At 45.4% G+C, this 25015-nt stretch carries 21 protein-coding genes; 15 read left to right on the forward strand and 6 right to left on the reverse strand.

Translation table 11 applies throughout. The annotated features are described in order from the left end of the window. The first annotated feature begins 1186 nt into the window (after positions 1–1186). The 8 genes from proB (at position 1187) to ACO1PK_RS11595 (ending at position 12228) form a co-directional block, all read left to right on the forward strand. A complete protein-coding gene (gene proB, locus ACO1PK_RS11560; RefSeq protein ID WP_423185775.1) occupies positions 1187–2308 on the forward strand; it encodes a glutamate 5-kinase in 1122 nt (373 codons plus the stop codon). Further along, on the forward strand, positions 2305–3558 hold the full coding sequence (locus ACO1PK_RS11565) for a glutamate-5-semialdehyde dehydrogenase (protein WP_423185776.1): 1254 nt from the start codon (positions 2305–2307) through the stop codon (positions 3556–3558). Before proB ends, ACO1PK_RS11565 begins: the two co-directional genes overlap by 4 nt. Positions 3559–3800: 242 nt before the next feature. Continuing rightward, positions 3801–5111 (forward strand): trigger factor, encoded by a 1311-nt coding sequence (gene tig / locus ACO1PK_RS11570; RefSeq protein ID WP_423185777.1) that lies wholly within the window; start codon positions 3801–3803, stop codon positions 5109–5111. A gap of 137 nt (positions 5112–5248) precedes the next feature. Then, the gene (clpP, locus tag ACO1PK_RS11575) at positions 5249–5854 is read left to right on the forward strand and encodes an ATP-dependent Clp endopeptidase proteolytic subunit ClpP (protein ID WP_423188208.1); all 606 of its coding nucleotides are present in this window, start codon (positions 5249–5251) and stop codon (positions 5852–5854) included. Positions 5855–5905: 51 nt separating this feature from the next. Continuing rightward, a complete protein-coding gene (clpX, locus tag ACO1PK_RS11580; RefSeq protein WP_423185778.1) occupies positions 5906–7186 on the forward strand; it encodes an ATP-dependent protease ATP-binding subunit ClpX in 1281 nt (426 codons plus the stop codon). Between the two features lie 116 nt (positions 7187–7302). Further along, positions 7303–9699 (forward strand): endopeptidase La, encoded by a 2397-nt coding sequence (lon, locus tag ACO1PK_RS11585; RefSeq protein ID WP_423185779.1) that lies wholly within the window; start codon positions 7303–7305, stop codon positions 9697–9699. Positions 9700–9907: 208 nt separating this feature from the next. Then, the gene (gene hupB, locus ACO1PK_RS11590) at positions 9908–10180 is read left to right on the forward strand and encodes a nucleoid-associated protein HU-beta (protein WP_189431008.1); all 273 of its coding nucleotides are present in this window, start codon (positions 9908–9910) and stop codon (positions 10178–10180) included. Between the two features lie 140 nt (positions 10181–10320). Continuing rightward, positions 10321–12228: a SurA N-terminal domain-containing protein gene (locus ACO1PK_RS11595; protein WP_423185780.1), complete on the forward strand. Its 1908-nt coding sequence runs from the start codon at positions 10321–10323 to the stop codon at positions 12226–12228. A gap of 136 nt (positions 12229–12364) precedes the next feature. On the opposite strand, the gene ACO1PK_RS11600 is transcribed toward ACO1PK_RS11595, so the two are convergent. Genes ACO1PK_RS11600 through pspF form a run of 6 tightly spaced genes read right to left on the reverse strand, consistent with a single transcriptional unit; the run spans position 12365 to position 18715 of the window. Further along, the gene (locus ACO1PK_RS11600; RefSeq protein ID WP_423185781.1) at positions 12365–13126 is read right to left on the reverse strand and encodes an ATP-binding cassette domain-containing protein; all 762 of its coding nucleotides are present in this window, start codon (positions 13124–13126) and stop codon (positions 12365–12367) included. Next, on the reverse strand, positions 13123–14118 hold the full coding sequence (locus ACO1PK_RS11605; protein WP_423185782.1) for an oligopeptide/dipeptide ABC transporter ATP-binding protein: 996 nt from the start codon (positions 14116–14118) through the stop codon (positions 13123–13125). The genes ACO1PK_RS11600 and ACO1PK_RS11605 overlap by 4 nt, the downstream gene beginning before the upstream one ends. Further along, a complete protein-coding gene (locus tag ACO1PK_RS11610) occupies positions 14118–15011 on the reverse strand; it encodes an ABC transporter permease subunit (RefSeq protein ID WP_423185783.1) in 894 nt (297 codons plus the stop codon). The genes ACO1PK_RS11605 and ACO1PK_RS11610 overlap by 1 nt, the downstream gene beginning before the upstream one ends. Before the next feature lies 1 nt (position 15012). Then, on the reverse strand, positions 15013–16029 hold the full coding sequence (locus tag ACO1PK_RS11615; protein ID WP_423185784.1) for an ABC transporter permease: 1017 nt from the start codon (positions 16027–16029) through the stop codon (positions 15013–15015). Then, the gene (sapA, locus tag ACO1PK_RS11620) at positions 16026–17636 is read right to left on the reverse strand and encodes an ABC transporter substrate-binding protein SapA (protein WP_423185785.1); all 1611 of its coding nucleotides are present in this window, start codon (positions 17634–17636) and stop codon (positions 16026–16028) included. Before sapA ends, ACO1PK_RS11615 begins: the two co-directional genes overlap by 4 nt. Beyond that, positions 17633–18715 carry a phage shock protein operon transcriptional activator gene (pspF, locus tag ACO1PK_RS11625; protein WP_423185786.1) on the reverse strand — a complete coding sequence of 361 codons (1083 nt, stop codon included), beginning with the start codon at positions 18713–18715 and terminating at the stop codon, positions 17633–17635. Before pspF ends, sapA begins: the two co-directional genes overlap by 4 nt. A gap of 188 nt (positions 18716–18903) precedes the next feature. Here pspF and pspA point away from each other — a divergent pair, with 188 nt between their 5' ends. The 7 genes from pspA to phhA all read left to right on the forward strand — a co-directional run bounded on the left by pspA (position 18904) and on the right by phhA (position 25007). Beyond that, complete coding sequence (gene pspA / locus ACO1PK_RS11630; RefSeq protein ID WP_423185787.1) at positions 18904–19584, forward strand: phage shock protein PspA; 681 nt, start codon at positions 18904–18906, stop codon at positions 19582–19584. 28 nt (positions 19585–19612) lie between these two features. Then, on the forward strand, positions 19613–19852 hold the full coding sequence (gene pspB, locus ACO1PK_RS11635; protein ID WP_423185788.1) for an envelope stress response membrane protein PspB: 240 nt from the start codon (positions 19613–19615) through the stop codon (positions 19850–19852). Then, a complete protein-coding gene (gene pspC / locus ACO1PK_RS11640; protein ID WP_423185789.1) occupies positions 19842–20258 on the forward strand; it encodes an envelope stress response membrane protein PspC in 417 nt (138 codons plus the stop codon). Before pspB ends, pspC begins: the two co-directional genes overlap by 11 nt. Positions 20259–20283: 25 nt before the next feature. Further along, a complete protein-coding gene (locus ACO1PK_RS11645) occupies positions 20284–21669 on the forward strand; it encodes a YcjX family protein (protein WP_423185790.1) in 1386 nt (461 codons plus the stop codon). Next, the gene (locus ACO1PK_RS11650) at positions 21666–22688 is read left to right on the forward strand and encodes a TIGR01620 family protein (RefSeq protein ID WP_423185791.1); all 1023 of its coding nucleotides are present in this window, start codon (positions 21666–21668) and stop codon (positions 22686–22688) included. The genes ACO1PK_RS11645 and ACO1PK_RS11650 overlap by 4 nt, the downstream gene beginning before the upstream one ends. 120 nt (positions 22689–22808) lie before the next feature. Continuing rightward, complete coding sequence (locus ACO1PK_RS11655) at positions 22809–24035, forward strand: trans-sulfuration enzyme family protein (RefSeq protein WP_423185792.1); 1227 nt, start codon at positions 22809–22811, stop codon at positions 24033–24035. A gap of 171 nt (positions 24036–24206) precedes the next feature. After that, positions 24207–25007 (forward strand): phenylalanine 4-monooxygenase, encoded by an 801-nt coding sequence (gene phhA / locus ACO1PK_RS11660; RefSeq protein ID WP_423185793.1) that lies wholly within the window; start codon positions 24207–24209, stop codon positions 25005–25007. The last annotated feature ends 8 nt before the right edge of the window (positions 25008–25015 follow it).

Consider the following 25015-nt stretch of genomic DNA (forward strand, 5'->3'; position numbering starts at 1 on the left):
GATAAACGCGCCGTACAACTTTGTCGGGGCACGCCGTGAACCCTTCCCTGTAAGGTTACAAACTTCATCCTGAAGTTTGCCCTTCGGGCCAGCGCAAGCGCTGTTCAAATTCGTTCTCGACGAATTTGTGTTTTTCATCCCTGAAAAACATCTCCCCGAGCAAAGTGTACTGTGCGTTTACCACCTCGTTCGACTTTCGTATTACATCAAAAAATGGGCAATAATCTGATAGGAAAACTGTTAGGAAATCATTTTGCGATGGGTTAAAAAACACCAATGTAGTCAGGCAGCGAGCCGTTATTGCTAAACAAAGCGTGTACGGCATGGATGCCGGACAGGAGCCTACAGGGATGTATTTACGGCGTCTTTGTGTGCAATATCGGCTGCAAGCAGCCTGGCGGTGCCATTACGCTAAACTAGTTATGAAAGCCGATTCTATATTGATGCATCCGGCGGCTAAACGCGCCGTATAACTTTGTCGGGGCACGCTGTGTATGCTTCCATCTAAGCTAATGTTTATTTGAGTTAAGTAAATTTTAGTTTTGTGCATCCGGTGGCTAAACGCACCGTACAACTTTGCCGAGGGACGCCGTGAACCCATCCATGGGGGCTCCTGTTTTTCATCCATGAAAAACACGCCCTCGGTCAAAGTGTACTATGCGTTTACCACCTCGTTCGAATATTGCTGAGCTTTGCCGATCTTTTCGAAGCCAATAATATAGCCAGGCAGCGAGCCGATAATGCTAAACCTGGCGTCTTTCGCAGGGATGCGAAAGGATAAGCCCCCAAGGATGGGTTCACGGCGGCTAGGTGTGCATTATCGGCTGCAAGCAGCCTGGCGGTTCTATTACGCTGAACTAATTAAGTAAGCATTTTTGTAACAGCAGCAGGGAAGCTCTGTTATAACGACTATTCATCAAAATGATACCTGATTATTGACCCAATTCCATTCACGCCTGAAAAGCATAACGGAATCCTGTCTAAAACTGTAATTTTATTACAGTTTTTAATGCCTATTCTTGCTTGTATAGCACAGTTTAAATTCGGGTAAAATCTTTAATATATTGAATAGTAATGCTTATTTTTATGGTGGCTCAGTGCTGTATAAATTCTAAGATGGTAAGTCGGGTGGTGCTTAGTTACATTTTTTGCTAGTATGGATCCCGGTTCACACAACGGAGGAGTTATGTTAAACCCAGCTTGGCGTAGGGTCGTACTGAAAGTCGGCAGTGCCCTAATAGCGCCAGACAATGAAGGATGCAGTGAAAAATATTTGCGTCCCATTGCCGAATTTATCCGCGAGTGTCGTCTTCTTGGCCGGGAAGTAATCCTGGTTTCTTCGGGCAGTGTTGCCGCTGGTCGTCATCATTTTAATTTTCAACATCATCGAGTTCCGTTAGCGCTCAAGCGAGCTATGGCTGCCGTTGGCCAAAACGAAATGATGAATTTCTGGAGCCGCTGTTTTGATTTTCCGTGTGCTCAGGTGTTACTAACCCATAGTGATTTAAGCGATCGGGTAAGGCATGTCAATGTACAAAATACCTTGCGTCGGTTACTTGATCACGGCGTGTTACCTATCGTTAATGAAAACGACACCATTGCTACTGAAGAACTCAAAGTAGGAGACAATGATAATCTGGCGGCGATGGTTGCGACAGTTTGCCATGCTGATGCTTTGATAATTTGTTCAGATGTGAATGGTCTTTACACTGCTGATCCAAACAAAGATCCTCATGCCAAATTAATTCCTGAAGTCAGGCAAATTAGTCAGGAGATTTATGCTTTAGCAGGTGGTTCGGCCTCTGCGGTCGGAACTGGCGGCATGCTTACCAAAATAGAAGCGGCAGAGAAAGCTACTACTCATGGCGTTGATACCTTAATTGCCGATGGTCATCAGCCTGATACATTTCAGTGTCTTTTAGCGGGCAAGAATCCGGGGACTATTTTTTATGCCCAGCAAAATCCGTTACCGGCTAAAAAACATTGGGTTCGGCATACTTTACGTGCTAAAGGGGAAATTTGGGTTGATGATGGCTGCGTAGCTGCCTTATGTCAGCATGGCGCTTCTTTATTAAGCAGTGGTATAGTAAAGATCACCGGTGAGTTTGAATCCGGAGACGCGGTTATTGTGCGCTGCTCGGTTGGAAAACGCAGTATTGCCAAAGGTGTAAGCCGCTTTAGCGCCAGTGAGTTGTTTTCAATAAAGGGGCAAAAAAGTCAGCATATTGCACGTTGCCTTGGTTATTGCCCTAATGGCAGCAATGCCGTGATCCATCGAAGTGAAATGATGTTATTGGAGAAAGTATGAGTACCGATATCGCGGCAACCTTAGCCGCAGCAGCTGCCGATGCTGCCAAAGCGGTGGCTACCTTAAGTACAGAACAAAAAAATACGGTGTTACAAGCATTTGCCGATAAAATTCGGCAGGCTACCCCGATCATCTTGACAGAAAACCGTGCTGAGGTCGCTGAAGCCGAGGCTAATGGCACCAGTGCTGCTATGTTAGATCGGTTAACGCTCACAGCTGACCGTATTGACGCCATGGCGAGCGCCATAGAGCAAATTATTCGTCTCACAGATCCTGTTGGCCAAACTCGGCAGATAGAACAGCGCCCAAATGGTATCAATATCGTCAAGCGACGTATTCCGCTTGGGGTTATTTGTATGATTTATGAAGCGCGTCCAAATGTCACCGCTGATGCGGGAGCATTGTGTTTTAAATCGGGTAATGCGGTAATTTTACGTTGTGGCCGTGAAGCTATTAAAACCAGCTTGGCTATTGCTGCGGCGATGCGTGAGGCCTTAGCCGAACATAGATTGCCGGATGCAGTCATAAGCATTGTGCCTGATCCAGACCGTAATTTGTTGTTATCTTTATTAAAGCAAGATCAGTTTATTGATCTGGTGATCCCACGCGGTGGTGAAGGACTGATTCGTTTTGTCACTGAGCACAGCAGGATCCCGGTTATTCAGCACTTTAAAGGCGTTTGTCACTTATTTGTCGATCAAAGTGCTGACTTGGCGATGGCACTTAATTTATTGCTAAATGGTAAGGTACAGCGCCCAGGCGTTTGTAATGCCTTAGAGGGCTTACTAGTACATCAAGCTATTGCGGCCGATTTTCTGCCAATGGCAGCTCGGGCGCTGGCTGAGCATCAGGTTAAAGTGCATGCGTGTGCGAATAGTATTCGCTACTTTGCTGGCGCCTCGCCGATTGCTGAAGCAGAATTTGGCCAAGAGTATTTAGCACCAGAGATTGCCGTGCGCGTCGTAGCTGACTTGGATGCGGCTTTAGCGCATATTGATCGCTTTGGTAGTCAGCATACCGAAGTCATTTGCACCGAAGATCAAGCGAATGCCGATCGATTTATTGCGACAGTAGACACGGCAGTCGTGATGCATAATGCCTCATCGCGTTTTTCGGATGGTGGCGAGTTGGGTTTAGGGGCCGAAATTGGTATTTCTACCAGTAAATTGCATGCTTATGGGCCTATGGGCTTAGAAGCCTTAACCACCGAGAAATATGTGGTAACAGGGGTAGGGCAAGTCCGTCAGTAACCGCTCGCTTTATATATTTAATTCAGGTTTCAGCTTAAGGTTGAAGCCTGTTTTTTTGTTTGTTGACAACAGGTTAAAAGTATTCGGCTGAGCATTAAATCTGGGGCTCGACTCGCGGGTTATAGCTCGCTATAATGCCGCGTCCAATTTATAACAGGTCAGGTTCATCTTAAGTTTGTCGACACCCGGCCATCACACTACGGCGTATTAGAGGCGCCTGACATTGAATTTGAGGTAAAACGATGCAAGTTTCTGTTGAAACCACCCAAGGTTTAGAGCGCCGTGTAAATATTACTGTGCCAGCTGCAAATATTGATTCAGAAGTAAAAAACCGTCTACGTGAATTGGCTAAACGTCAGCGTATTGATGGTTTCCGTCCAGGTAAAGCACCAATTTCTATTATCCAAAAGCGTTTTGGTTTAGCCGTACTTCAAGAAGTGGCTTCTGAGCAAATGCAACGTTCTTTTTACGAAGCTATTATTGCTAACAAAATTACGCCTGCTGGCGCCCCAACTTTTGCACCAGGCGCATTAGAAGCCGGTAAAGATTTAGCTTTTACTGCGACCTTTGAAATTTACCCTGAAGTAACTGTTGCTGCCCTAGACAAAGTGGAAGTGACCAAGCCAGTAGTTGAAATTTCAGAAGATGATCTGAACAACATGTTAGAAACTCTGCGTAAACAACACGCAAAGTGGGAAGATAAAAACGCTGCTGCGGCAACAGGTGATCGTGTAACGATGGATTTTGTTGGCTCAATCGATGGCGAAGAGTTTGAAGGCGGCAAAGCCTCTAACTTCGTACTGGAATTAGGTCAAGGTCGCATGATCCCAGGTTTTGAAGAAGGCGTTATTGGCAAAGCCGCTGGCGAGACCGCCACTGTCGAAGTAACCTTCCCTGAAGATTACCATGCTGAAAACTTAAAAGGCAAAGCGGCAAGTTTTGCCGTTACGGTAAACAAAGTTGAAGCCCAAGTATTACCTGAGTTAAACGATGAGTTTGCTGCCTTATTTGGTTTAGCTGAAGCGACTGTGGATGCGTTGAAAGCCGAAGTGCGTAAAAACATGGAGCGTGAGCTGAAACAAACCATCAAAGGTAAAGTGAAAGAGCAAGTCATCAAAGGCTTATTAGCGACTAACGAAGTTGAAGTACCAAAAGCGTTAATTGCTAGCGAAGTCGATGTATTACGTCAGCAAGCATTACAGCGTTTTGGTCAGAATGTTGATCCTAAGCAATTACCTGAACTACCAGCTGCTTTATTTGAAGAGCAAGCCAAAGATCGCGTAAAAGTAGGTTTACTATTGGGCGAAATCATCAAGACCAGCGAGCTGAAAGTGGATGAAGCTAAAGTACAAGAGCTGATTGATAACGTAGCGTCTGCTTATGAAGATCCAGCTGAAGTTGTACAATACTACAAGTCCAATAAAGAATTAATGCAGAGTATGCGTAATGTGGCATTAGAAGAGCAAGCCATAGACGTGGTACTTGCTGCGGCTAAGGTTACTGAGCAAACCGCAGCCTTTGACGAAATTATGAACCCAAAGGCCGCTAACTAAGATTGACTTCTTAGCGCGTGACGGTTTTAATGGCTCGGACACTTGTTCGGGCCATTTTATTTTTCAGGTACCGTCTTTTCACCAGTATTTAAACCGCTACCGCAGAGGGATCCCAGATTATGCCAATGTCTCGCGACATGAATGACATCGTTAGTGCCTTAGTGCCCATGGTTATTGAGCAAACCGCTAAAGGCGAACGTTCTTATGATATCTATTCCCGCTTATTGAAAGAACGGGTTATTTTCCTGACCGGCCAAGTCGAAGACCACATGGCCAATTTGATTGTGGCGCAATTATTATTTCTTGAGTCGGAAAATCCGGAAAAAGATATCTATATTTATATCAATTCGCCAGGTGGTTCTGTTACTGCAGGTTTATCTATTTACGACACTATGCGCTATATTAAACCTGATATTGCTACGGTTTGTGTTGGCCAAGCGGCGAGTATGGGGGCCTTTTTATTATCAGGTGGTACTAAAGGTAAACGCTATTGCTTGCCAAATGCCCGCGTGATGATTCATCAACCCTTAGGTGGCTTCCAAGGTCAGGCGACGGATTTTGAAATTCACGCTCGGGAAATTTTACATATTAAAGAAAAGCTTAACCGTTTGATGGCAGAGCATAGTGGCAAGAGTTATGAGCAAGTCTGCAAAGATACTGAGCGCGATAACTTTTTAAGTGCACAACAAGCCTTGGAATATGGCTTAGTAGATGCCATATTAACCAATAGAGACGCTAAATAATTGAATCCGGTGGGCAATGAATGCTCACCAGGCTAGAAAAGAGGTAGTTACATGTCTGATCACCGCACTGACGGCGATAAGAGCGGCAAATTACTGTATTGCTCTTTTTGTGGCAAATCACAGCATGAAGTGCGTAAGTTGATCGCAGGGCCACAAGTCTATATTTGTGATGAATGCGTTGACCTATGCAACGATATCATTCGTGAAGAAATCAAAGATATTTCACCAAAGCGTGATGCTGAAAAGCTACCGACACCACGCGATATTCGTAAGCATCTTGATGATTATGTTATTGGTCAGGAGCATGCTAAAAAAGTATTAGCTGTAGCGGTATATAACCATTATAAACGTTTACGCAGTGCTCAACATAAACAAGATGTTGAATTGGGTAAAAGTAACATTCTGTTGATTGGTCCTACCGGTAGCGGCAAAACCTTGTTAGCTGAAACGCTTGCGCGTTTGTTAGATGTGCCTTTTACCATGGCGGATGCCACCACGTTAACTGAAGCGGGTTATGTTGGTGAAGACGTTGAAAACATCATCCAGAAGCTGCTGCAAAAATGCGATTATGATGTCGAAAAAGCCCAGCGCGGTATTGTGTATATTGACGAAATAGACAAAATTTCGCGTAAGTCTGACAACCCATCGATTACCCGCGATGTTTCTGGCGAGGGGGTGCAGCAAGCCCTGCTGAAGCTGATTGAAGGTACTATCGCTTCTGTGCCGCCGCAAGGTGGTCGCAAGCATCCACAGCAAGAGTTTTTACAGGTTGATACGTCGAAAATTCTCTTTATCTGTGGTGGCGCTTTTGCGGGTTTAGATAAAGTGATTGAACAGCGCAGTGCTAAGGGTTCAGGCATAGGTTTTGGTGCGGAAGTTAAAAGTAAAGAAAGCAGTCGTAGTTTGAGTGAATCGTTCCGTGATGTTGAACCGGAAGACTTAGTAAAATATGGCCTTATTCCTGAATTTATTGGCCGTTTACCTGTAGTTGCCACGTTAACAGAGTTAGATTTAGAGGCGCTGGTACAAATTTTAAGTCAGCCGAAAAATGCCTTAAGTAAACAGTTTGCAGCCTTGTTCGAAATGGAAAATGTTGAGCTGGAGTTTCGTGAAGATGCGCTTAAAGCCATAGCGCAAAAAGCCATGGAGCGTAAAACGGGTGCACGAGGTTTGCGTTCGATTGTCGAAGGCGTTTTGTTAGATACCATGTACGAGCTACCGTCCATGCAGGATGTCAGTAAAGTCGTAATTGATGAGACAGTGATCCGAGGCGAGAGCCAGCCCATACTTATTTATGAGAGCAGTGAGCCGGCGGTTGCTGAATCACACTAACTTGAATTACAAAGGAGCTGCAAAGCTCCTTTTTTAACTGATTAATTGAAGTTTGTAAAACAGTCCCCATATACTGAATATTGTCGCCTGCAGTAACTTAATTCGAGAGCAAATTAATGACCACAGAACATTCTGAACGTTTGCATATGCCGGTGTTGGCATTGCGGGACGTTGTTGTTTATCCGCATATGGTGATCCCACTTTTTGTTGGTCGGGCTAAATCCATTAAATGCCTAGACGCCGCTATGGAAAATGATAAGCAAATTTTTCTGGTAGCCCAAAAAGATGCCACTTTAGATGATCCTACCGAGCATGATCTGTACCGGATCGGGACTGTTGCTACCATCCTACAATTGCTCAAATTACCTGATGGTACCGTTAAAGTCTTGGTAGAGGGTGGCAAAAGAGCGCAGCTAGCTGAGTTTACCGAAACCGCACAGAGTTTTGCTGCTTACGTCGAGCCAGTTGCAACACAAGATATTGATAGCCGTGAGCAAGAAGTGTTTTTACGCTCAGCCATTAATCAGTTTGAAGGCTACATCAAACTGAACAAAAAAATTCCACCAGAGGTGTTAACCGCCCTCAGTGGTATTGAAGATGGCGCGCGTTTAGCGGACACCATGGCTGCACACATGCCGCTAAAAGTAGAAGACAAACAAAAAGTATTAGAGCTGACCAGTGTTACTGAGCGGTTGGAATACCTGATGGCGATGATGGAAAGCGAGATTGACATCCTGCAGGTTGAGCGCCGCATCCGCAGTCGGGTGAAAAAGCAAATGGAAAAAAGCCAGCGCGAGTATTACTTGAATGAGCAAATGAAAGCCATTCAACGTGAACTGGGCGAACTGGAAGATGCACCAGATGAATTTGAGACGCTTTCTAAAAAGATTGCGGAAGCTAAGATGCCCGCTGATGCCGAGAAAAAAGCGCGAGCAGAATTGCAAAAGCTGAAAATGATGTCGCCGATGTCAGCAGAAGCCACTGTTGTGCGCAGCTATATCGATTGGTTAACACAGGTGCCTTGGCAAACGCGCTCAAAGGTTAAGAAAAATTTGGCGGCTGCCGAGCAGATCCTCAATGCGGATCATTATGGCTTAGATAAGGTAAAAGAACGCATTATTGAGTATTTGGCAGTTCAGCAGCGCGTAAATAAATTGAAAGGGCCAATCCTTTGTTTAGTTGGGCCACCGGGTGTCGGTAAAACCTCATTGGGACAGTCTGTTGCGAAAGCCACTGGCCGCAAGTATGTGCGTATGGCGTTAGGTGGCGTGCGTGATGAAGCCGAAATTCGTGGGCATCGTCGCACCTATATCGGTTCTATGCCGGGTAAAATTATCCAGAAAATGGCTAAGGTAGGGGTGCGTAATCCGCTGTTCTTACTAGATGAAATTGATAAGATGGCCTCAGACTTCCGTGGCGATCCAGCAGCAGCGTTGCTGGAGGTATTAGATCCTGAGCAAAATGGTGCTTTCAGTGATCATTACTTAGAAGTGGATTATGACTTATCAGATGTGATGTTTTTCGCTACCTCTAATAGTCTAAATATTCCTGCCGCCTTACTTGATCGGATGGAAGTGATTCGTCTCTCTGGTTACACCGAAGATGAAAAGCTCAACATTGCTAAACAGCATCTTATTCAAAAGCAAGTTAGCCGCAATGGGTTAAAGTCCTCTGAGGTTGTGATTGAAGACAGTGCGGTAATTGGCATTATTCGTTATTACACCCGTGAAGCTGGTGTACGTAGCTTAGAACGCGAAATCTCAAAATTATGTCGTAAAGCGGTAAAACAAATTTTGCTCACCAAAGACTTAAAACAAGTGGTGATTAATGAGCAGAATTTAGAAGAGTTCTTAGGCGTGCATCGCTTTGATTATGGTAAAGCAGAAGATAGCAATCGGATTGGTCAGGTAACCGGCTTAGCCTGGACCGAAGTCGGCGGTGATTTGCTGACCATTGAAGCTGCTGCAGTGGTAGGTAAAGGCAAATTAACCTTTACTGGTTCGCTGGGTGATGTGATGAAAGAGTCTATTCAGGCTGCTATGACGGTTGTTCGTAGTCGTGCAGAAGCGCTGCGCATTAATGAAGATTTCTATGAAAAACGCGATATCCATGTCCATGTGCCAGAAGGTGCCACACCGAAAGATGGGCCAAGTGCTGGTATTGGAATGGTCACGGCGCTAGTGTCTAGCCTCACAGGGAATCCGGTACGCGGTGATGTTGCCATGACCGGTGAAATCACACTGCGTGGTGAAGTATTACCAATTGGTGGCTTGAAAGAGAAGCTACTGGCAGCTCACCGTGGTGGCATTAAACGTGTTTTGATACCTCATGATAACATTCGGGATTTAAAAGAAATTCCGGATAATGTCAAAGATGCGCTGGAAATTAAAGCCGTTAAATGGATTGATGAAGTGTTAGAGTTTGCATTACAAGAGCCAATTGCTAGGGTAACCCCCTTAAATACGGTAAAAAATGCAGCAAAAAGCAAAAAAACCGAAAAAAATCCAGCTTAGGGGCTTTTCATTCCCGATAGCTGTGCTAAGTTATGGACAGTTTCGACCAAGCCCTTGTGTAGCAAGGGCTGTGGTCAAAGCCAAAATTATTAGTTTTCGCGTTTCTGCTGCTTGCAAGCAAAGTCGTTGCTTGTTATAACAAGCGGGCAACTACTAAACTAATAGCTTGTCGTTGTAGAAAATAATAACAATTGAAGGGGATGATATTGTGAACAAGTCTCAACTTATCGACAAAATTGCTGCGAATGCAGATATTTCTAAGGCCGCAGCAGGTCGTGCTTTAGACGCGTTCATCGACGCTGTTACCGAAGCTTTAAAGGAAGGCGACTCAGTAGCTTTAGTTGGTTTTGGCACTTACGCAGTACGTGAGCGTGCTGCTCGTACTGGTCGTAACCCACAAACTGGCGCTACTATTCAAATCGCTTCTGCGAAAATTCCTTCGTTCAAGCCAGGTAAGGCGTTAAAAGACGCTGTAAACTAATAGAATCTTTTCCGGCGCGCCGGGCAGGTTCCTTAAGCCAGCAGACAATGCCAAGGCTTCTATAAAAAAGGCGCATCTGTTAAGATGCGCTTTTTTTTTAACACAACTTTTGTGTCACTGATAACAGAGAAAGAGCAAAGATGTTAGAACGAATCAGAGAAGGCTCGCAGGGAATTACCGCTAAAATTATTCTTGGTTTGGTAATTCTTACATTCGCCCTGGCTGGTGTGGGCAGCTATCTAAGCACGCCAACCGAGCCGATAGTGGCGGTAGTAAATGGGGAAGAAATTAGCCAGGCTAGCTATGACCAAGCCTTACAGCGTGAACGCGCGCGTATGCAGGAACAATTTGGCGATATGTTCGATACATTAGCCGCTGACCCTGCCTATATGGCGAGTTTTCGCAATGATGTGTTGGAACGCCTGATAGATGATACCTTACAACAGCAGTTCGCTAAAAAATTAGGGTTGCGTGTTGGTGATGATCAGGTTCGGTCTGCTGTGACGAGTATTCCTGATTTTCAGGTTGATGGCGTGTTTAATACGGAACGCTTTAATGCGATTTTACGACAAGCCGGTTATCAGCCTGCGGCATTTAGAGAGTTAGTGCGTGCAGATCTTGCCACCTCACAAATGATGCAAGCATTGATAGGCAGCGAGTTTGGTTTGGCATCTGAAATTAATGCCTTGCTCGTGCTACAACAACAAACACGTGATCTAAAGTATTTTACTATCCCTGCAGCGCGCTTTGCTGATGCGATAGAAATCACCGACGCTAAATTGCAGACTTATTATCAAGACAATATTGAACGCTTTATGACACCAGAGCAAGTTGCCGTGGAGTACGTAGAGCTTTCTGCTGCAGCATTAGCAGAAGATATTGAGGTGACTGAACAGCAAATAGCGGAGTACTACGAGACGAATAAAGCCCGTTTTGGTACCGCAGAGCGCCGTGAAGTGTCGCATATTATGCTAGAAAGTGCGGAGGAGGATAGCGAAGTTGCAGCTAAAGCCGCTGCCCTGTTAGCGGAATTAGAAAATGGTGCTGATTTTGCTGAGTTAGCCAAGACACATTCAGCCGATACTTTTTCAGCTGAAAATGGCGGTGCTCTAGGGCAATTGGTCTCAGGCCAGTTCGACCCTACTTTTGAAGCTGCCGCTTTTGCGCTTAGCGAGCAGGGGCAGTTATCTGCGGTAGTAAAGAGTGAGTTTGGTTATCATATTATTAAACTGACGACATTTGAGCCTGCCGTTACGCAGCCACTCGCTGAAGTAGCAACAGAGATTGCTGCCATGATGAAAGCAGAACAAGCTACAGCGTTATTTTATGATTTACAGCAACGTTTGGCACAAGTCGCTTTTGAACAGCCGGATAATCTGGATGAAGCTGCTGAGGTTATTGCTGCTGAGATTCAGCAAACGCCTTTATTTAGCAGAGCAACGGCACCAGGTGTGCTAGCAACCCCAGCAATTTTAAATCGGCTGTTTGATGCCAACTTCATTGCCGAGCAGTTAAATAGTGATGTGCTTGAATTGTCTCGAGAGCATGTTGTGGTGGTGCGGATAAAAGAACATTTACCTGCTCGCACTCAGCTGTTAGACGAAGTGAAGGAGCAAGTGACGGCGGCAGTGCGTCAGGAAGCGCTTGCAGCGCAAGCTAAAGACTTTGCTACAGCGTTACTCGCCAAGCATTCCGATATCGCTGCAATGGCGGCAGAAGTCGATTCAGAGGTGGTTGAAAGTGCTGCAACGCCACGTTTTGGTGGTAGCTTAGCGACGGAAATCAGAGCAAAAGCCTTTGCCATGCCCAAACCTGCAGCAGGCCAAACCAGTCTAGATCTGGTTCAATTGTTAAATAGTGATATGGTAATAGTGGCAGTGACTGCCGTTACTGATGCTGAAATTAGCAGCGTACCGGATGCGGGTCAGTTAGAGGCTATTGCCCGTCAACAGGCTGAGCAGCATTATCAGGCATTATTGGCGAACTTGAAGTCTGAAGCAAAAATAAGCCGCCAGTTACGTAATACTTTTACGGCGGATGATTTTTAAGCTGTTTTAAGCTTTCTACCCAGTTAAATCATTCTTTTAAGGGAGCGCTATGCTCCCTTTTTTTGAGTTAACGGATGACACCGCTTTAACTCAGCTCGTAGCTTGAACAAGCCGCTTAAGCTAAGAACCTATCTTGCTAAAAGGCGCTATTGATAAGCTTCTTGGTATAATCGTGCACTGGACGTGCAAAGACTTCAGCGGTGACCCCGCTGTCAGCTATCTGGCCCTGATGAAGAACCAGCATATCATCACTAATATGTCGGACTAACTGCAAGTTATTGGTGATTAGCAAATACGCTAAGCCTTCATTTTGCTGGAGTTCTAATAACAAATTAACAATTTGTGCCCGCAAAGAGGGATCGAGCGCTGTCAGTGCCTCATCCAGAATCAGTAATTTCGGGTCTAAAATTAATGCTCTGGCTAGCGCCACCCTTTGTAGTTGGCCACCCGAAAACATATGTGGATAGAATTCTGCGTGCTCATCAAGTAACCCTAATTGTTTTAACGTTTTGCGAATTTTAGTGCGTCGTTGTTCAGCATCTAAAATGGTACTAAAGCGTAAAACATCTTCCAGCATTTGCCCGACTTTTTGTAACGGATTAAGTGAACGGCCTGCGTCTTGAAAGATAAAGCGGATGACATGATTATACTTTTTGAAGTTGCTGAATTCTATTGGCTGCCCCGATAATCGAATGATGCCACTATCCGGCTTTTCAATACCGACTAATAATTTAGCCAGCGTGCTTTTGCCTGAGCCTGTTTCTCCAACAATGGCGAGGGTTTTTCCTGTGTGTAAGGAAAAGCTGATATGTTGTAGAGCAACAATTTTTTTCCGAGTTAATCCGCGTTGCTTGTAATAAATCTTTCCAAGATCATTAACTTCTAATAAAGCGTTCATGCATCATCTCGGTTAAGTAGTGGGAAATGACAACTGTAGTAATGGTTTTGTAGTCGATCTAAGCTGGGGGTTTTAACGCACTCTTTGCGCGCATTTGGACAGCGCGGCCCCAGACGGCAGCCTATTGGCAAGTGATGTAAGGTTGGAATACTGCCTGGTAGCGCGTATAACGGCGTTTTAGGCAGTAATTCCGGCTGAAATTCCGGTACACTCTTGATTAAAGCATGTGTATAGGGATGAAAAGGGTGTTTTAGAATGGCGGCTGTATCGCCACTTTCCACTAATTGCCCGCAGTACAACACGCTTAGGTTTTGGGTATAGCGCGCAACACTTTCCAGCTCGTGGCTAATCAGCAGTACCGCCATGCCCTTTAGTTGATTAAAGCTTGCTAACAGCCGGAACAATTGCGCTTGGGTAGTACTTTCCAGTGCGGTGGTAGGTTCATCAGCGATCAGTAATTTGGGGTTTTTGGCAATTGCCATGGCGATCATAACTTTTTGGCAAATCCCTTCTGATAACTGGTAGGGGTAACTCTGCATAATATTCTGATGATCGCGGATCCCCACTTTATGCAGTAGAGCAATGGCTTTTTTCTTACGCAAAAATGGCTTTTGCCACCAAGACCCCTCTAGCAAATCATTGGGGATGGCCTCTTCTAATTGCTCTCCTATCTCTGCCGTTGGGTCCAAGCTTCGGCTTGGCTCTTGATAGATCATCGCGATATCTCGGCCGATGATTTTGCGTCGCTGCTCAGTGGTTACTTGCAGCATATCTTGTCCCATCCAGCTAAAGCGGTCAGCACTGATTTTCCAGCGGCGATTAAGCACGCCAACAATGGCTTTGGCGATGAGGCTTTTGCCTGAGCCCGACTCACCAACTAAGCCGCGGGTTTCGCCAATACGTAAATTTAAACTGACCCGATCGACCGCTCGGATTAACCCTTCCGGTGTTTCTAGCTCAATAGTCAGATTTTTAATATCCAGCAGTAACATTAGCTTTCCCGCCGTTTTTGAATCGCCACTTTTAAACCGTCGCCGACTAAATTCACCGATAATACAGCACAAAAAATAAGTAAGCCCGGCACCGCGACACTGACCGGGGCGATGTAAATAATATCTAGCGAATCGCTAATCATGGCTCCCCATTCTGCTATGGGCGCTTGTGCGCCTAGCCCTAAAAAGCCTAAGGCTGCAATATCGAGGATGGCAGTCGATAAAGCCATGCTACTCATCACCGTGATTTTCTCCCAAATATTGGGGATAACCAAGCGGGTAAGCACTTGCCAGTTACTCGCACCATCTAACCGATAAGCGATAACGTAGTCTTGTTTGAGTTGCTCGGCAATGGCATTGCGAATGCCGTGTACAAATTGCGGTAATAAAGCCAAAATGACCGCCCAAGCGGTATTCTCTAAGCCCGGTCCTAAGATGGCAACAATAATGATGGCGAGCAAAAGCGAAGGTATCGTCAGGATAAGATCGAGTAAGTGATTAAAAAAACTCGATTTCATCCCTCTGCTCATGCCAGCAAGCGCACCGAGAGCTAACCCGGCTAACAAGCTGGCAAACACGGTTAATAAGGCCAAACCAAAAGTGTAGGTTGTGCCTTTTAGCATTCGCGATAATAAATCTCTGCCAAGATCATCGGTACCAAAAGGGTAGTAAACTATGCCTTGTTCCGCCCAAGAGGGCGGTAACAACAATAGACTATCATTTTGGAAATAAGGATCATGCGGAGAAATAAAAGGCGCAACCAAACTTAACAGTAAGAAACTTGCAAATAATATCAAGCCAAATAAAGCACTATGTTGCCTAGCAAATTCGCGCCATAACTGCGCTATTGGCGAGCGATTGTTTTCTTCAAAGTACAGCCTGAACTTCGCCATGTTAATATTTCCTGGCCAATGGATTAAACACAGTGTGTAAAATTTCGGTAAGCATATTGATGGTGATAACTAAGGTTGAAATGACCATTAACCCCGCTTGAATGGCCGGGAAATTGCGCTGATAAATGCTGTCAATAAGCCACCGACCAATACCTGGCCAAGAAAAAATCACTTCGGTTAGCATGGCCAAGGTGATCAGAGCGCTAAACTGTAAACCAACCTGTCGAATGACGGGCAGTAAGGCATTGCGCAAGCCATGTCGATAAAGAACTTGTACTCGGTTTAGTCCTTTCGCTTTGGCGGTTTTTATATAGTTTTGCTCCCAAACGTCTAGCATAGCGTCACGCACAAAGCGAATCATGACGGTGGTTGGATAGGTCGCCAGCACCAGTGTTGGTAAGGCTAAATGACGAGCCGCATCCCATAAAGCGGCTTGTTGATAGTTGACATCCGCTAGCAAGATATCGACAAGCATAAAACCCGTAACGGTAGGAATTTCAAATAACACGCCTAGGCGGCCGCCAGAAGGAAACCAACCAAGCGTGACGGAGAAAAACATAATCAATAACAACGCCCACCAAAAAATAGGTAAGGAATAGCCAACTAAGGCCATAGTGGAAATACTTTTACCGATGACACCCTCTGGCTTAATGGCAGCCAAAATACCCAAAGGCACACCCAGCATAAAAGACAGTAGAAGAGCGTAGGCGGTTAGTTCCAAAGTGGCGGGTAATACGGCCCAAACTTCGTTAAAAAGCGGTTGCTGGCTGGCAAAAGATAATCCCCAGTCACCTTGGAAAATACGACCGAGAAAAGCAAAATACTGCGCTCGGTAACTGTCATCTAGTCGATACTCTAGGATAAGTTGCGCGCGCACTTCCGCATTGATGTAACGTAAGCCACTAAAATTTTGCAGTGGATCGCCAGGGAACAGGTAGCCGAGGCTAAATGCAAATAGACTCAAACCAAATAAAACCGTGCCAAGCAAGAATAAGCGGCGCAATAAAAAAACAATCATGGTACTACCCGCCTAGCTTCAAACAGGCTAATACCGCCATAAGGATTAATGACGACACCTTCCACATTGGCATTGATTGCTTGAAAGCGTTGCGAGTGTGCTATAGCAACTAGGGGTTTTGCTTTGTGCAGATAATGTTGAGCGGCTACATAATAAGTGCGACGCTGCTGTTGATCTACCGTACTTAGCGCTTGCTGGAGTAATTGATCGAACACGGGATCACACCAATGCGCGCGGTTACTGCCACTATCCGCTGCGGCGCAGCTAAGTAAAGGGCGAAAGAAATTATCAGGATCAGCGTTATCCGCCGACCAGCCAATTAATACGGAGTCGTGTTCACCGGCAGATAATTTTCGTCTAAAAGCATTCCACTCGTAACTGACGATATTTGCTTTGATGCCCACCTGTGCGAGATCGGCTTGCATAAGCTCGGCCATTTTTAAAGCGTTAGGATTGTATAAGCGCTGAACGGGCATCGCCCAAATATCCATACTAAATCCTTGGCTCAATCCGGCTTCAGCCAATAACAGACGTGCTTGCTCTGGATTGTATTCTGCAGCCGGTAGTTCGCTCGCGAAAGCCCAGGAGGTGGGCGGCAGAATGCTTTTTGCTGCAGTAGCTTGATCAAAATATACCGCTTGTAAAATAGCGCTATGGTTAATGGCTAAGGCCAAAGCTTGACGTACTTTAATCTGATCAAAAGGCGCCTTTTTGGTATTAAAAGCCCAGAACCCTACATTCATGCTGGTGCTTTCCTGCACTTTCACATCTGGACGTTCGGTAATTAAAGAGAGTTCTGCTAAACGTGGAAAAGCCACGATATCACATTCATGGGTCAGCAGCTTTGCCATTCGTCTTGCATTATTGGGCACGATATCAAATACCAATTGCTCCATAGCCGCTTGGCCACGCCAGTAAGTAGGGTGACGATAAAGACGGACTAACACATCCTTTTGGTATTCTTTAAAACGAAAGGGGCCTGTTCCTATCGGGCGACTATCTAACAGAGTCGTTGTACCAGCAGCCGACATCGTCGCAGCATATTCTGCAGAAAGTATTGCCGCAAAGTCGGTAGCCAGATTAGACAAAAAAGAACTATCGGGTCGCGACAATGTAAAGCGGACTTGATAAGGGGATATGGCTGTAACATCCTCCACCAGGTTAGCCCAATCCACACTTTGAAAGTAGGGATAGATGCCGCCCCCTAGAAAATGATAGGGATGACTAGGATCCATAATACGTTTAAAGGTAAAAGTAACATCATCGGCATTGAAATGTCGGCTAGGCGTAAAGTAGTTGGTCGAGTGAAAGCTAACATTTTGCCGTAACATAAAATCATAAGTTATACCGTCAGTCGAGCGTTGCCAGGATATCGCCAGCCCGGGCCGAAGTTCACCGCTTTGCGCATCGATATCCAATAAACGGTCGTAAAGTTGCTGACTGACAATATCAATAGTAGTGCCTGAGGTGACCCGTTGTGGGTTAAAACTTTCGGGTGACCCTTCGGCGCAATAAACTAAACCGCTACGAATATTTTCAGGTAATTCCTGCTGGCAAGCACTCACCCCTAACAACGCCAAGATCAGGAAAAAAACGTTTTGTTTCACTGCTGACTGTCCAGTAATTGATATTTTTTCATATAGCCTCGTAACTGATGATAGGTTAATCCCAACATATCGGCGGTTTTTTTCTGATTATACTGGTTAGCGGCCAATGCTTGCTTAATTAAATTGATCTCAAAATCTTGCGAAAGTGTTTTAAAGTCGACGGGCTGATTGAAATCCGGTGTATTAGTTATGTTCGCGGGGGCTGGTGTTGTCGGTGGTGTAATGGCAGTTGTCAAAGCTTCACTGCTAGTAGAACTGGGTTGCTTTAACGCTGCGCGTATTCTTTTTTGAGGACGAAACGCCGATTCGAAAGGATCAAGCTGAATATGATGTACCGGCACGTAGGCATTGTTATTACGGTAAACCGCACGTTCAACCACATTTTTTAGTTCTCGCACATTACCGGGCCAATCGTAGTCCAATAAGGTTCGTTTGGCTTTATCGCTAAAACCGCTAAAGAGTTCTAAACCTAACTCGCGTGCCATGTTAATGGCAAAATGCTCAGCCAGTTGTAAAATGTCTTCACGGCGTTCACGCATAGGTGGCAAGGTAATAACATCAAAAGCTAAACGATCTAATAAATCTGCCCGAAATTCACCTTGCTCTGCCATTGAGGGAAGATCTTCATTGGTGGCGCAGATCAAGCGGACATCCACTCGAATGGGTCTGCTGCCTCCAACGCGTTCAAATTCACCGTATTCGATGACTCTTAATAACTTTTCTTGCACCATCGGTGGTGTATTGGCTAATTCATCTAAAAATAGAGTGCCGCCACTGGCACGTTCAAAGCGTCCCTCATGGCGTTTAGAAGCGCCGGTGAACGCGCCTGCTTCGTGACCGAATAACTCACTTTCCAATAAATTCTCGTTCAATGCGGCGCAGTTTAGGGTTTGATACTGCTGATCCCAGCGTTTTGATAAAAAATGTAGACGCGCAGCGATCAGTTCTTTACCTGTACCGCGCTCGCCAATAATTAATACCGGTTTATCCAAAGGCGCCAGTTGCGACACTTGGTCTAATACATTTAAAAAACTGTTGGCTTGGCCAATAAGATTGTCTTGTTGATACTTACGGTTCATAGCGACTACAAGTTAGTGGAATTTGCTAATAAGTAGTGTATTTCATAATGCCGCTTGGTGACAGTAAAATTATTAAAATAAATTAAGTTGATAATAATCAATGACATATGCTCTATTTGTCAAGTTGGCAAGAAAACTGAATAAGCTTAGGTGTCTATGACATACTAATCAACTAAGAGGTAACTATTATGGGTATTTTTTCACGCTTTTCCGATATCGTGAACTCTAATTTAAATGCCTTACTGGATAAGGCTGAAGATCCGGAGAAAATGGTCCGTTTGATCATTCAGGAAATGGAGGATACCTTAGTAGAGGTGCGTTCATCCTCTGCCAAAACCATCGCCGAGAAAAAGGAATTACAACGTCTAGTAAGCCGTTTAGAAGAAGAAACCGCTGATTGGCAAGCTAAAGCCGAGCTGGCGCTGTCTAAAGAGCGCGACGATTTAGCGCGAGCGGCATTAATTGAGCGGCAAAAAGCGGCAGATCAGGCTGCTGCGGTTAACCGCGACATTGCTAACCTAGATGAACATATCAGTAAGCTGCAAGACGAAGTTGGACAATTGCAGGAAAAATTGGCTGATGCGAAAGCGCGGCAAAAGAGTATGTTGATGCGCCAGCAAACAGTGGCCAGTCGCTTAGAAGTAAAGAAAACGCTAGATAGCAATAGAATCAATGATGCGATGTATAAGTTTGAACGCTATGAGCAGAAAATTGATACGTTAGAGGCTCAAGTTGAATCTTACGATTTAGGTAAGAAAAGCTTAAAAGATGAGTTTGCTGAACTAGCGGCACAAGATAAGATTGATACTGAACTGGCTGCGTTAAAAGCGAAAATGCAAAAGCAAAGTAATGAGGACAAAGACGCCTAAGGGCGTCTTTACTAATAAGGATTAAACCATGGATATTCATGAGCTTATTTTTGTGCCCTTGATCTTGTTTATGATCTTTGTGGCACCGTTATGGGTGGTAATGCATTACCGCAGTAAAAATAAAATCAAGCAAGGCCTAAGTGATAGCGAGCTGAATCAGTTAAATGAGTTAACGCTAAAAGCGGAAAAAATGGCCGATAGAATTAAAACGCTGGAAGCCATTCTCGATGCGGAAAGCCCTAGATGGAGGACGCAGCATGATCAATAAAAAACGCGAGCTGCTGCGAGATGACGAAAATGGCAAGATTGCCGGTGTCTGCGCAGGGATAGCCGATTATTTTGGCTGGGAGCTTTGGTTGGTGCGTATTATTACCGTATCAGCCTTTTTCTTAGGTGCCGGTGGCCTAGTTTTTGTCTTGTACATTGCGGCTTGGGTGGTCTTAGAAAAAAAGTCGAAGGCAGTTGATACCTTTGGAACAACCAAGAGCTCAGATCCCTATAATGATAAACCTGTAGAGTTAAAAACGCGCGTGTGGCAACGTGGTGAGTCACCTAAACAAGCGTTACAACATCTTAATCATCAGTTTAACAGTATGGAGCTTAAACTTCGTGATATGGAACGGCATGTCACATCCAGTCGTTTTCAACTTAGTCGTGAATTTAACAAACTTTAACTGACTTTTTAAGGAATAGAAAGCAATGAGCTGGTTAGAGGACATTCAGTATCAGAGCCGCCAGCTGGGTAATCGCGCGCTGGATCGACATTTACGGCTTGGGGTTACTGGGCTGAGCGGGGCTGGCAAAACCGCTTTTATTACGTCCTTGGTGCATCAGTTAACCTTGGGCGATCAGCCGCAACATTTACCGTTTTTTGCGGTAGTGCAACAAGGGCGCTATTTAGGTGGACGCTTAGCAAGTAGTCAACCACTAGCCTTGCCGCGCTTTCCTTATGAGCATAATTTACAGTATCTATTGCAGCAACCACCAGCCTGGCCACCGTCCACTACCGGTTGGAGTCAGCTTAATTTGACTCTAAGATATAAACCAGCGCATGGCCTGCGGGCTCGTTTACAGAACCATAGTGAGTTGCAATTGGAGTTGGTGGATTACCCTGGTGAGTGGTTACTCGATTTGCCGATGCTGCAGCAAGACTACCAGCAATGGTCGGCATTCTGTTGGCAACTATTCCGCCAGCCACATCGTCAGGCAATAAGTGAGTCTTTCGCTACGCTTTTGCAGCAAACAGATTTAAGTGATACTAGTGAACTGCAATTACAGAACCTGACAGAAGCTTACAGTGTGTTATTGCAACAGTTTCGGCAAAGTACTGGGACTTACCTGCATCAACCGGGTCGTTTACTGGTGCCGGGCGAATTAGCTGGAGCGCCCATGCTTCAGTTATTTCCACTGCTACCTGAGCAAATAAATGATATCAGCCCGTTGTTACAACGGTTAACTGCCCATTATCGTAGTTATTGTGAATATGTGATTAAGCCTTTTTACAAGCAACATTTTTCCCGTTTAGATCGACAAGTGGTGTTAGTGGATTGTCTATCGGCACTCAATGCTGGATATGCAGCTATGCAGGAATTACAGCAAGCGCTTGGCTTGATTATGCAGAGTTTTCGTTACGGCCCAGCGAGTTTACTGGGCAGATTGTTTCAACCACAGATCAGTAAGGTACTGTTTGCTGCCAGTAAGGCGGATCATGTCACCCCAGAGCAGCACAAAGCCCTAACCTTGTTATTACAGCAATTGTTACAGCAGCCAATAAAGCACAGCCATTATGCTGCGGCAAGCAGCGAGGCGATGGCGCTGGCCGCTATTCGGGCCAGCACTACTGGCTTTGTTGAGCAACACGGTCAAAAATACCCCTGTATTAGCGGGCGAGAGTTAGGGGCGACCACGTCTGTTACGTTGTTTCCAGGTGATGTGCCTGCAAGTTTGCCTGACGCAGCCTTGTTTGAGCGTCATCCCTTTCAATTTCCTGCATTGGCACCGTTAACTTTGAGTATGCAGCAGCCTTTACCGCATGTGCGGATGGATCATGCTTTAGAATTTTTACTGGGAGATAAATTGCGATGAGCGATCTTAAACCAGCACAGCGGTTTGCTTCGGCTGAGCAAGCACAGGCTTTTAGACAGTCTGAGCCGGCAAAATTACAACAACGCCAGCAGTTTTCTAACGCAGACTTTGCTGCTGGTACTGTAACCGAGAGCGTAACACCGCGTGCTAGGCATAGCCTATTTGGGCCTCTAGCTATGCTGGCACTTTTGCTTATTGTACTGCTTGGATTTTGGCAATGGGGCCAGTGGTTACAGCAAAGTTGGCAGCAAGGTATATTCTTTGCAGCTCTGGCGAGCCTATTCAGTGGAGTGATGCTGATATTATTGGTTCTACTCAGTTGGCGCGAGTGGCGCTTATGGCGCCGACTTAAATTAAACCAACAGTGGCAGCAGCAAGCTAGCCGTATTGCACAAAGTGTGCAGTTTGGTGAGGCGCCAGCGTTATGCGAGAGTATTTTACAGGTGATGCCCGCTAATACTGCCTTGAATGCTGCAGCTGAACAATGGCGGCAAGCCATTACCGCTGAACATAGTGATCAGGAGCAATTACAATTATTCGATCGCTTAGTGTTAACCAGTGTTGATAAAAAGGCGCAGCAACTGATTTGGCGAGCCAGCACCGATAGTAGTTTAGCGGTGGCAATTAGTCCTTTTGCGCTGGCAGATATGTTTCTGGTGACTTGGCGTAGTAGCAGAATGTTGAGAGAACTTGCTGAAATATATGGCGCACCCATGGGGCAATTGCGCAGTCTTGCGATGTTAAAGCGAGCCTTAGCGACACTGTTGTGGGCGGGGGGCTCAGAGTTAGCACTGGATATGGCAGGTGACGTGCTTAGTAGTGAATTAACCGCCAAGCTATCGGCTCGAGCTGGACAAGGTATTATTGCTGGCTTATTGGTCGCGCGCTTGGGTTATTTGGCGCAACAGCAATTACGACCATTACCACTTGCCGAGGCGCAAAAACTGAATGTCAGCGATTTAAGTAAAGCATTAGTTGGGCGTTTTAATACTGCCGCAAATACTGACAATAAAAGCTGACAGTTTTTTCTAGCTCATTTTTATCTTTACAGACAGCAAGCCGTCTGGCTTGCTTCCAAAATTTTACTTTTCTGCTATTGCTGTAAAAGAGTTATCGAGTAATCTTTTACGGTAGGCATTATGACAAATAATAATAACAAACATTCTGAAACACTGTGTATCCATGCAGGTAAAACTAAGCAGCCTTATGGGGCGCTTAGTACACCGCTATATCAAACTTCTACCTTTATATTTGATAGTGCTGAGCAAGGCGCAGCGCGCTTTGCCGGCGATGAATCGGGGTATATTTATACTCGGCTTGGCAATCCTACGACCCGAGAGCTAGAGTTGAAAGTGGCCGCATTAGAAGGCATGGCGGATGCGGCTGCTACGGCAACAGGCATGGGTGCAGTAGCTGCTGCTACCATGGCATTTTTAGAGCAGGGCGATCATTTGGTTGCGGCAAATACGCTTTATGGTTGTAGTTTCGCGTTATTTAACCATCAGTTTAGTCGTTATGGTATCGAGGTCAGCTTTGTGGATATGACGGATCATGCGGCAGTGCGGGCGGCTATTAAACCTAATACCAAAATGCTGTTTGCTGAAACACCGATTAACCCTAGTTTAGTGGTGCTAGATTTGGCATTTCTTTGTGGACTGTGTCAGCAACATGGCATCATATCAGTAATCGACAATACCTTTATGACGCCTTTACTGCAGCAACCGGCAAAGTTTGGCGCGGATATTGTTATCCACAGTGCGACCAAGTATCTAAATGGCCATGGCGATGTTGTCGCTGGCGTGATTGTGTCGGATGCAGAAAAAATTCAAACCATCAAACTGACCACGCTCAAAGATATGGGCGCAACCATTAGCCCGCATGATGCCTGGCTAATTATTCGTGGCTTAAAAACCTTGCCCGTGCGTCTGCAGCGTCATTGTGAGAACGCTCAACAGGTTGCAGAATTTTTAGCCGCGCATCCCGCCGTGGCAGTGGTGCACTATCCTGGTTTACCAGGGCACCCTGGCTATCGTTTTATTGGTCAGCAAATGAAGGCGGCGGGTGGTGTATTGGCCTTTGAATTAAAGGCTGATCTGGCACAAAGCCGTCAGGTGATTAATCGTTTTCGCCTCTTTAGTTTAGCCGTGAGCTTGGGGGATGCGGAATCCCTAGTCCAGCATCCGGCTTCAATGACGCATAGCCCTTATTCGCCGGAAGAGCGTGCTGCAGCTGGGATCAGTGATGGTTTGATTAGGCTATCAGTTGGCTTGGAGCATATTGACGATATCATGGCTGATTTACAACAAGCGCTCAGTATTCTGCCGCTAAGCAGCTCAGTGTCCAAGGCTGCAGCGTTGCCAGCCTAATGAGCTTTGTAATTTATACTTTACAGTTTTCGCACAGGGTTTTCGTCGTGCTGGGATTAACTCCCAGTCTGCGATCAACTAGTATCCGACACATTGCAGCCGATAACCTTATAAAAATAACATCGGTAGTGTTGCGGAACCTTCCGCCTTGTTCAGAACAACAGGTAGTGTATGACTAAGTCCAGTAAGTATGTGTCGCGCCAGTCGGACGCCAATGGGGTAATCCACTGGAGCGACGAAGAAAATCAAATATGGCATGAGCTTATAACTCGTCAGCTTGGGGTGATTGAAGGTAAAGCCTGCACAGAGTTTATGGAAGGCTTGCAAAAACTGCAATTACCACTAGAGCGCATTCCGCAGTTAGCGGAAGTTAGTGCAGTATTGAAGGCGACGACAGGTTGGGAATGTGCAGAAGTCCCAGCTTTGATCAGTTTTGATAAGTTTTTTGAATTACTTGCAAATAAGCGCTTCCCTGTCGCCACTTTTATTCGCAGCCGTGAAGAGTTTGACTATTTACAAGAGCCTGACATTTTTCATGAAATCTTTGGCCATTGCGCTATGTTAACGCACCCAGCTTTTGCCGAGTTTACCCATGCATATGGTAAATTAGGTTTAGCTGCGAGCAAACAAGATAGGGTTTACTTGGCTCGTTTGTACTGGTTCACCATTGAGTTTGGTTTACTTAACACGGCTGATGGTTTGCGCATATATGGCGGTGGAATTTTATCCTCGCCTGGGGAAACAGTGTATGCGTTAGGTTCAGAGCTAGCTGAGCGGCAGCCATTCAATGCGCTTGAAATTTTACGTACGCCTTATCGAATAGACATTATGCAGCCAATCTATTTTATGTTGAATCAGATTGATGAGTTATTCGATGTTTCTCGCTTAGATATTATGGCCTTAGTTGAACAAGCCAAAGCCTTAGGTTTGCATGCGCCGAAATTCCCCCCCAAAGAACTGAAAGCAAGTTAGGATAGAAG

The sequence above is a fragment of the Alishewanella sp. d11 genome (genome assembly GCF_049390205.1).
Taxonomy (GTDB): Bacteria; Pseudomonadota; Gammaproteobacteria; order Enterobacterales; family Alteromonadaceae; genus Alishewanella.

Bases quoted from the DNA above. Each gene is read 5' to 3' on its own strand.
- clpP (WP_423188208.1), top strand. From the start codon at position 5,249: ATGAATGACATCGTTAGTGCCTTAGTGCCCATGGTTATTGAGCAAACC.
- ACO1PK_RS11600 (WP_423185781.1), bottom strand. From the start codon at position 13,126: ATGAACGCTTTATTAGAAGTTAATGATCTTGGAAAGATTTATTACAAG.
- ACO1PK_RS11565 (WP_423185776.1), top strand. From the start codon at position 2,305: ATGAGTACCGATATCGCGGCAACCTTAGCCGCAGCAGCTGCCGATGCT.
- pspC (WP_423185789.1), top strand. From the start codon at position 19,842: ATGATCAATAAAAAACGCGAGCTGCTGCGAGATGACGAAAATGGCAAG.
- pspA (WP_423185787.1), top strand. From the start codon at position 18,904: ATGGGTATTTTTTCACGCTTTTCCGATATCGTGAACTCTAATTTAAAT.
- tig (WP_423185777.1), top strand. From the start codon at position 3,801: ATGCAAGTTTCTGTTGAAACCACCCAAGGTTTAGAGCGCCGTGTAAAT.
- pspB (WP_423185788.1), top strand. From the start codon at position 19,613: ATGGATATTCATGAGCTTATTTTTGTGCCCTTGATCTTGTTTATGATC.
- phhA (WP_423185793.1), top strand. From the start codon at position 24,207: ATGACTAAGTCCAGTAAGTATGTGTCGCGCCAGTCGGACGCCAATGGG.
- pspF (WP_423185786.1), bottom strand. From the start codon at position 18,715: ATGAACCGTAAGTATCAACAAGACAATCTTATTGGCCAAGCCAACAGT.
- ACO1PK_RS11645 (WP_423185790.1), top strand. From the start codon at position 20,284: ATGAGCTGGTTAGAGGACATTCAGTATCAGAGCCGCCAGCTGGGTAAT.
- ACO1PK_RS11610 (WP_423185783.1), bottom strand. From the start codon at position 15,011: ATGGCGAAGTTCAGGCTGTACTTTGAAGAAAACAATCGCTCGCCAATA.
- ACO1PK_RS11595 (WP_423185780.1), top strand. From the start codon at position 10,321: ATGTTAGAACGAATCAGAGAAGGCTCGCAGGGAATTACCGCTAAAATT.
- lon (WP_423185779.1), top strand. From the start codon at position 7,303: ATGACCACAGAACATTCTGAACGTTTGCATATGCCGGTGTTGGCATTG.
- ACO1PK_RS11605 (WP_423185782.1), bottom strand. From the start codon at position 14,118: ATGTTACTGCTGGATATTAAAAATCTGACTATTGAGCTAGAAACACCG.
- ACO1PK_RS11650 (WP_423185791.1), top strand. From the start codon at position 21,666: ATGAGCGATCTTAAACCAGCACAGCGGTTTGCTTCGGCTGAGCAAGCA.
- clpX (WP_423185778.1), top strand. From the start codon at position 5,906: ATGTCTGATCACCGCACTGACGGCGATAAGAGCGGCAAATTACTGTAT.
- ACO1PK_RS11655 (WP_423185792.1), top strand. From the start codon at position 22,809: ATGACAAATAATAATAACAAACATTCTGAAACACTGTGTATCCATGCA.
- ACO1PK_RS11615 (WP_423185784.1), bottom strand. From the start codon at position 16,029: ATGATTGTTTTTTTATTGCGCCGCTTATTCTTGCTTGGCACGGTTTTA.
- proB (WP_423185775.1), top strand. From the start codon at position 1,187: ATGTTAAACCCAGCTTGGCGTAGGGTCGTACTGAAAGTCGGCAGTGCC.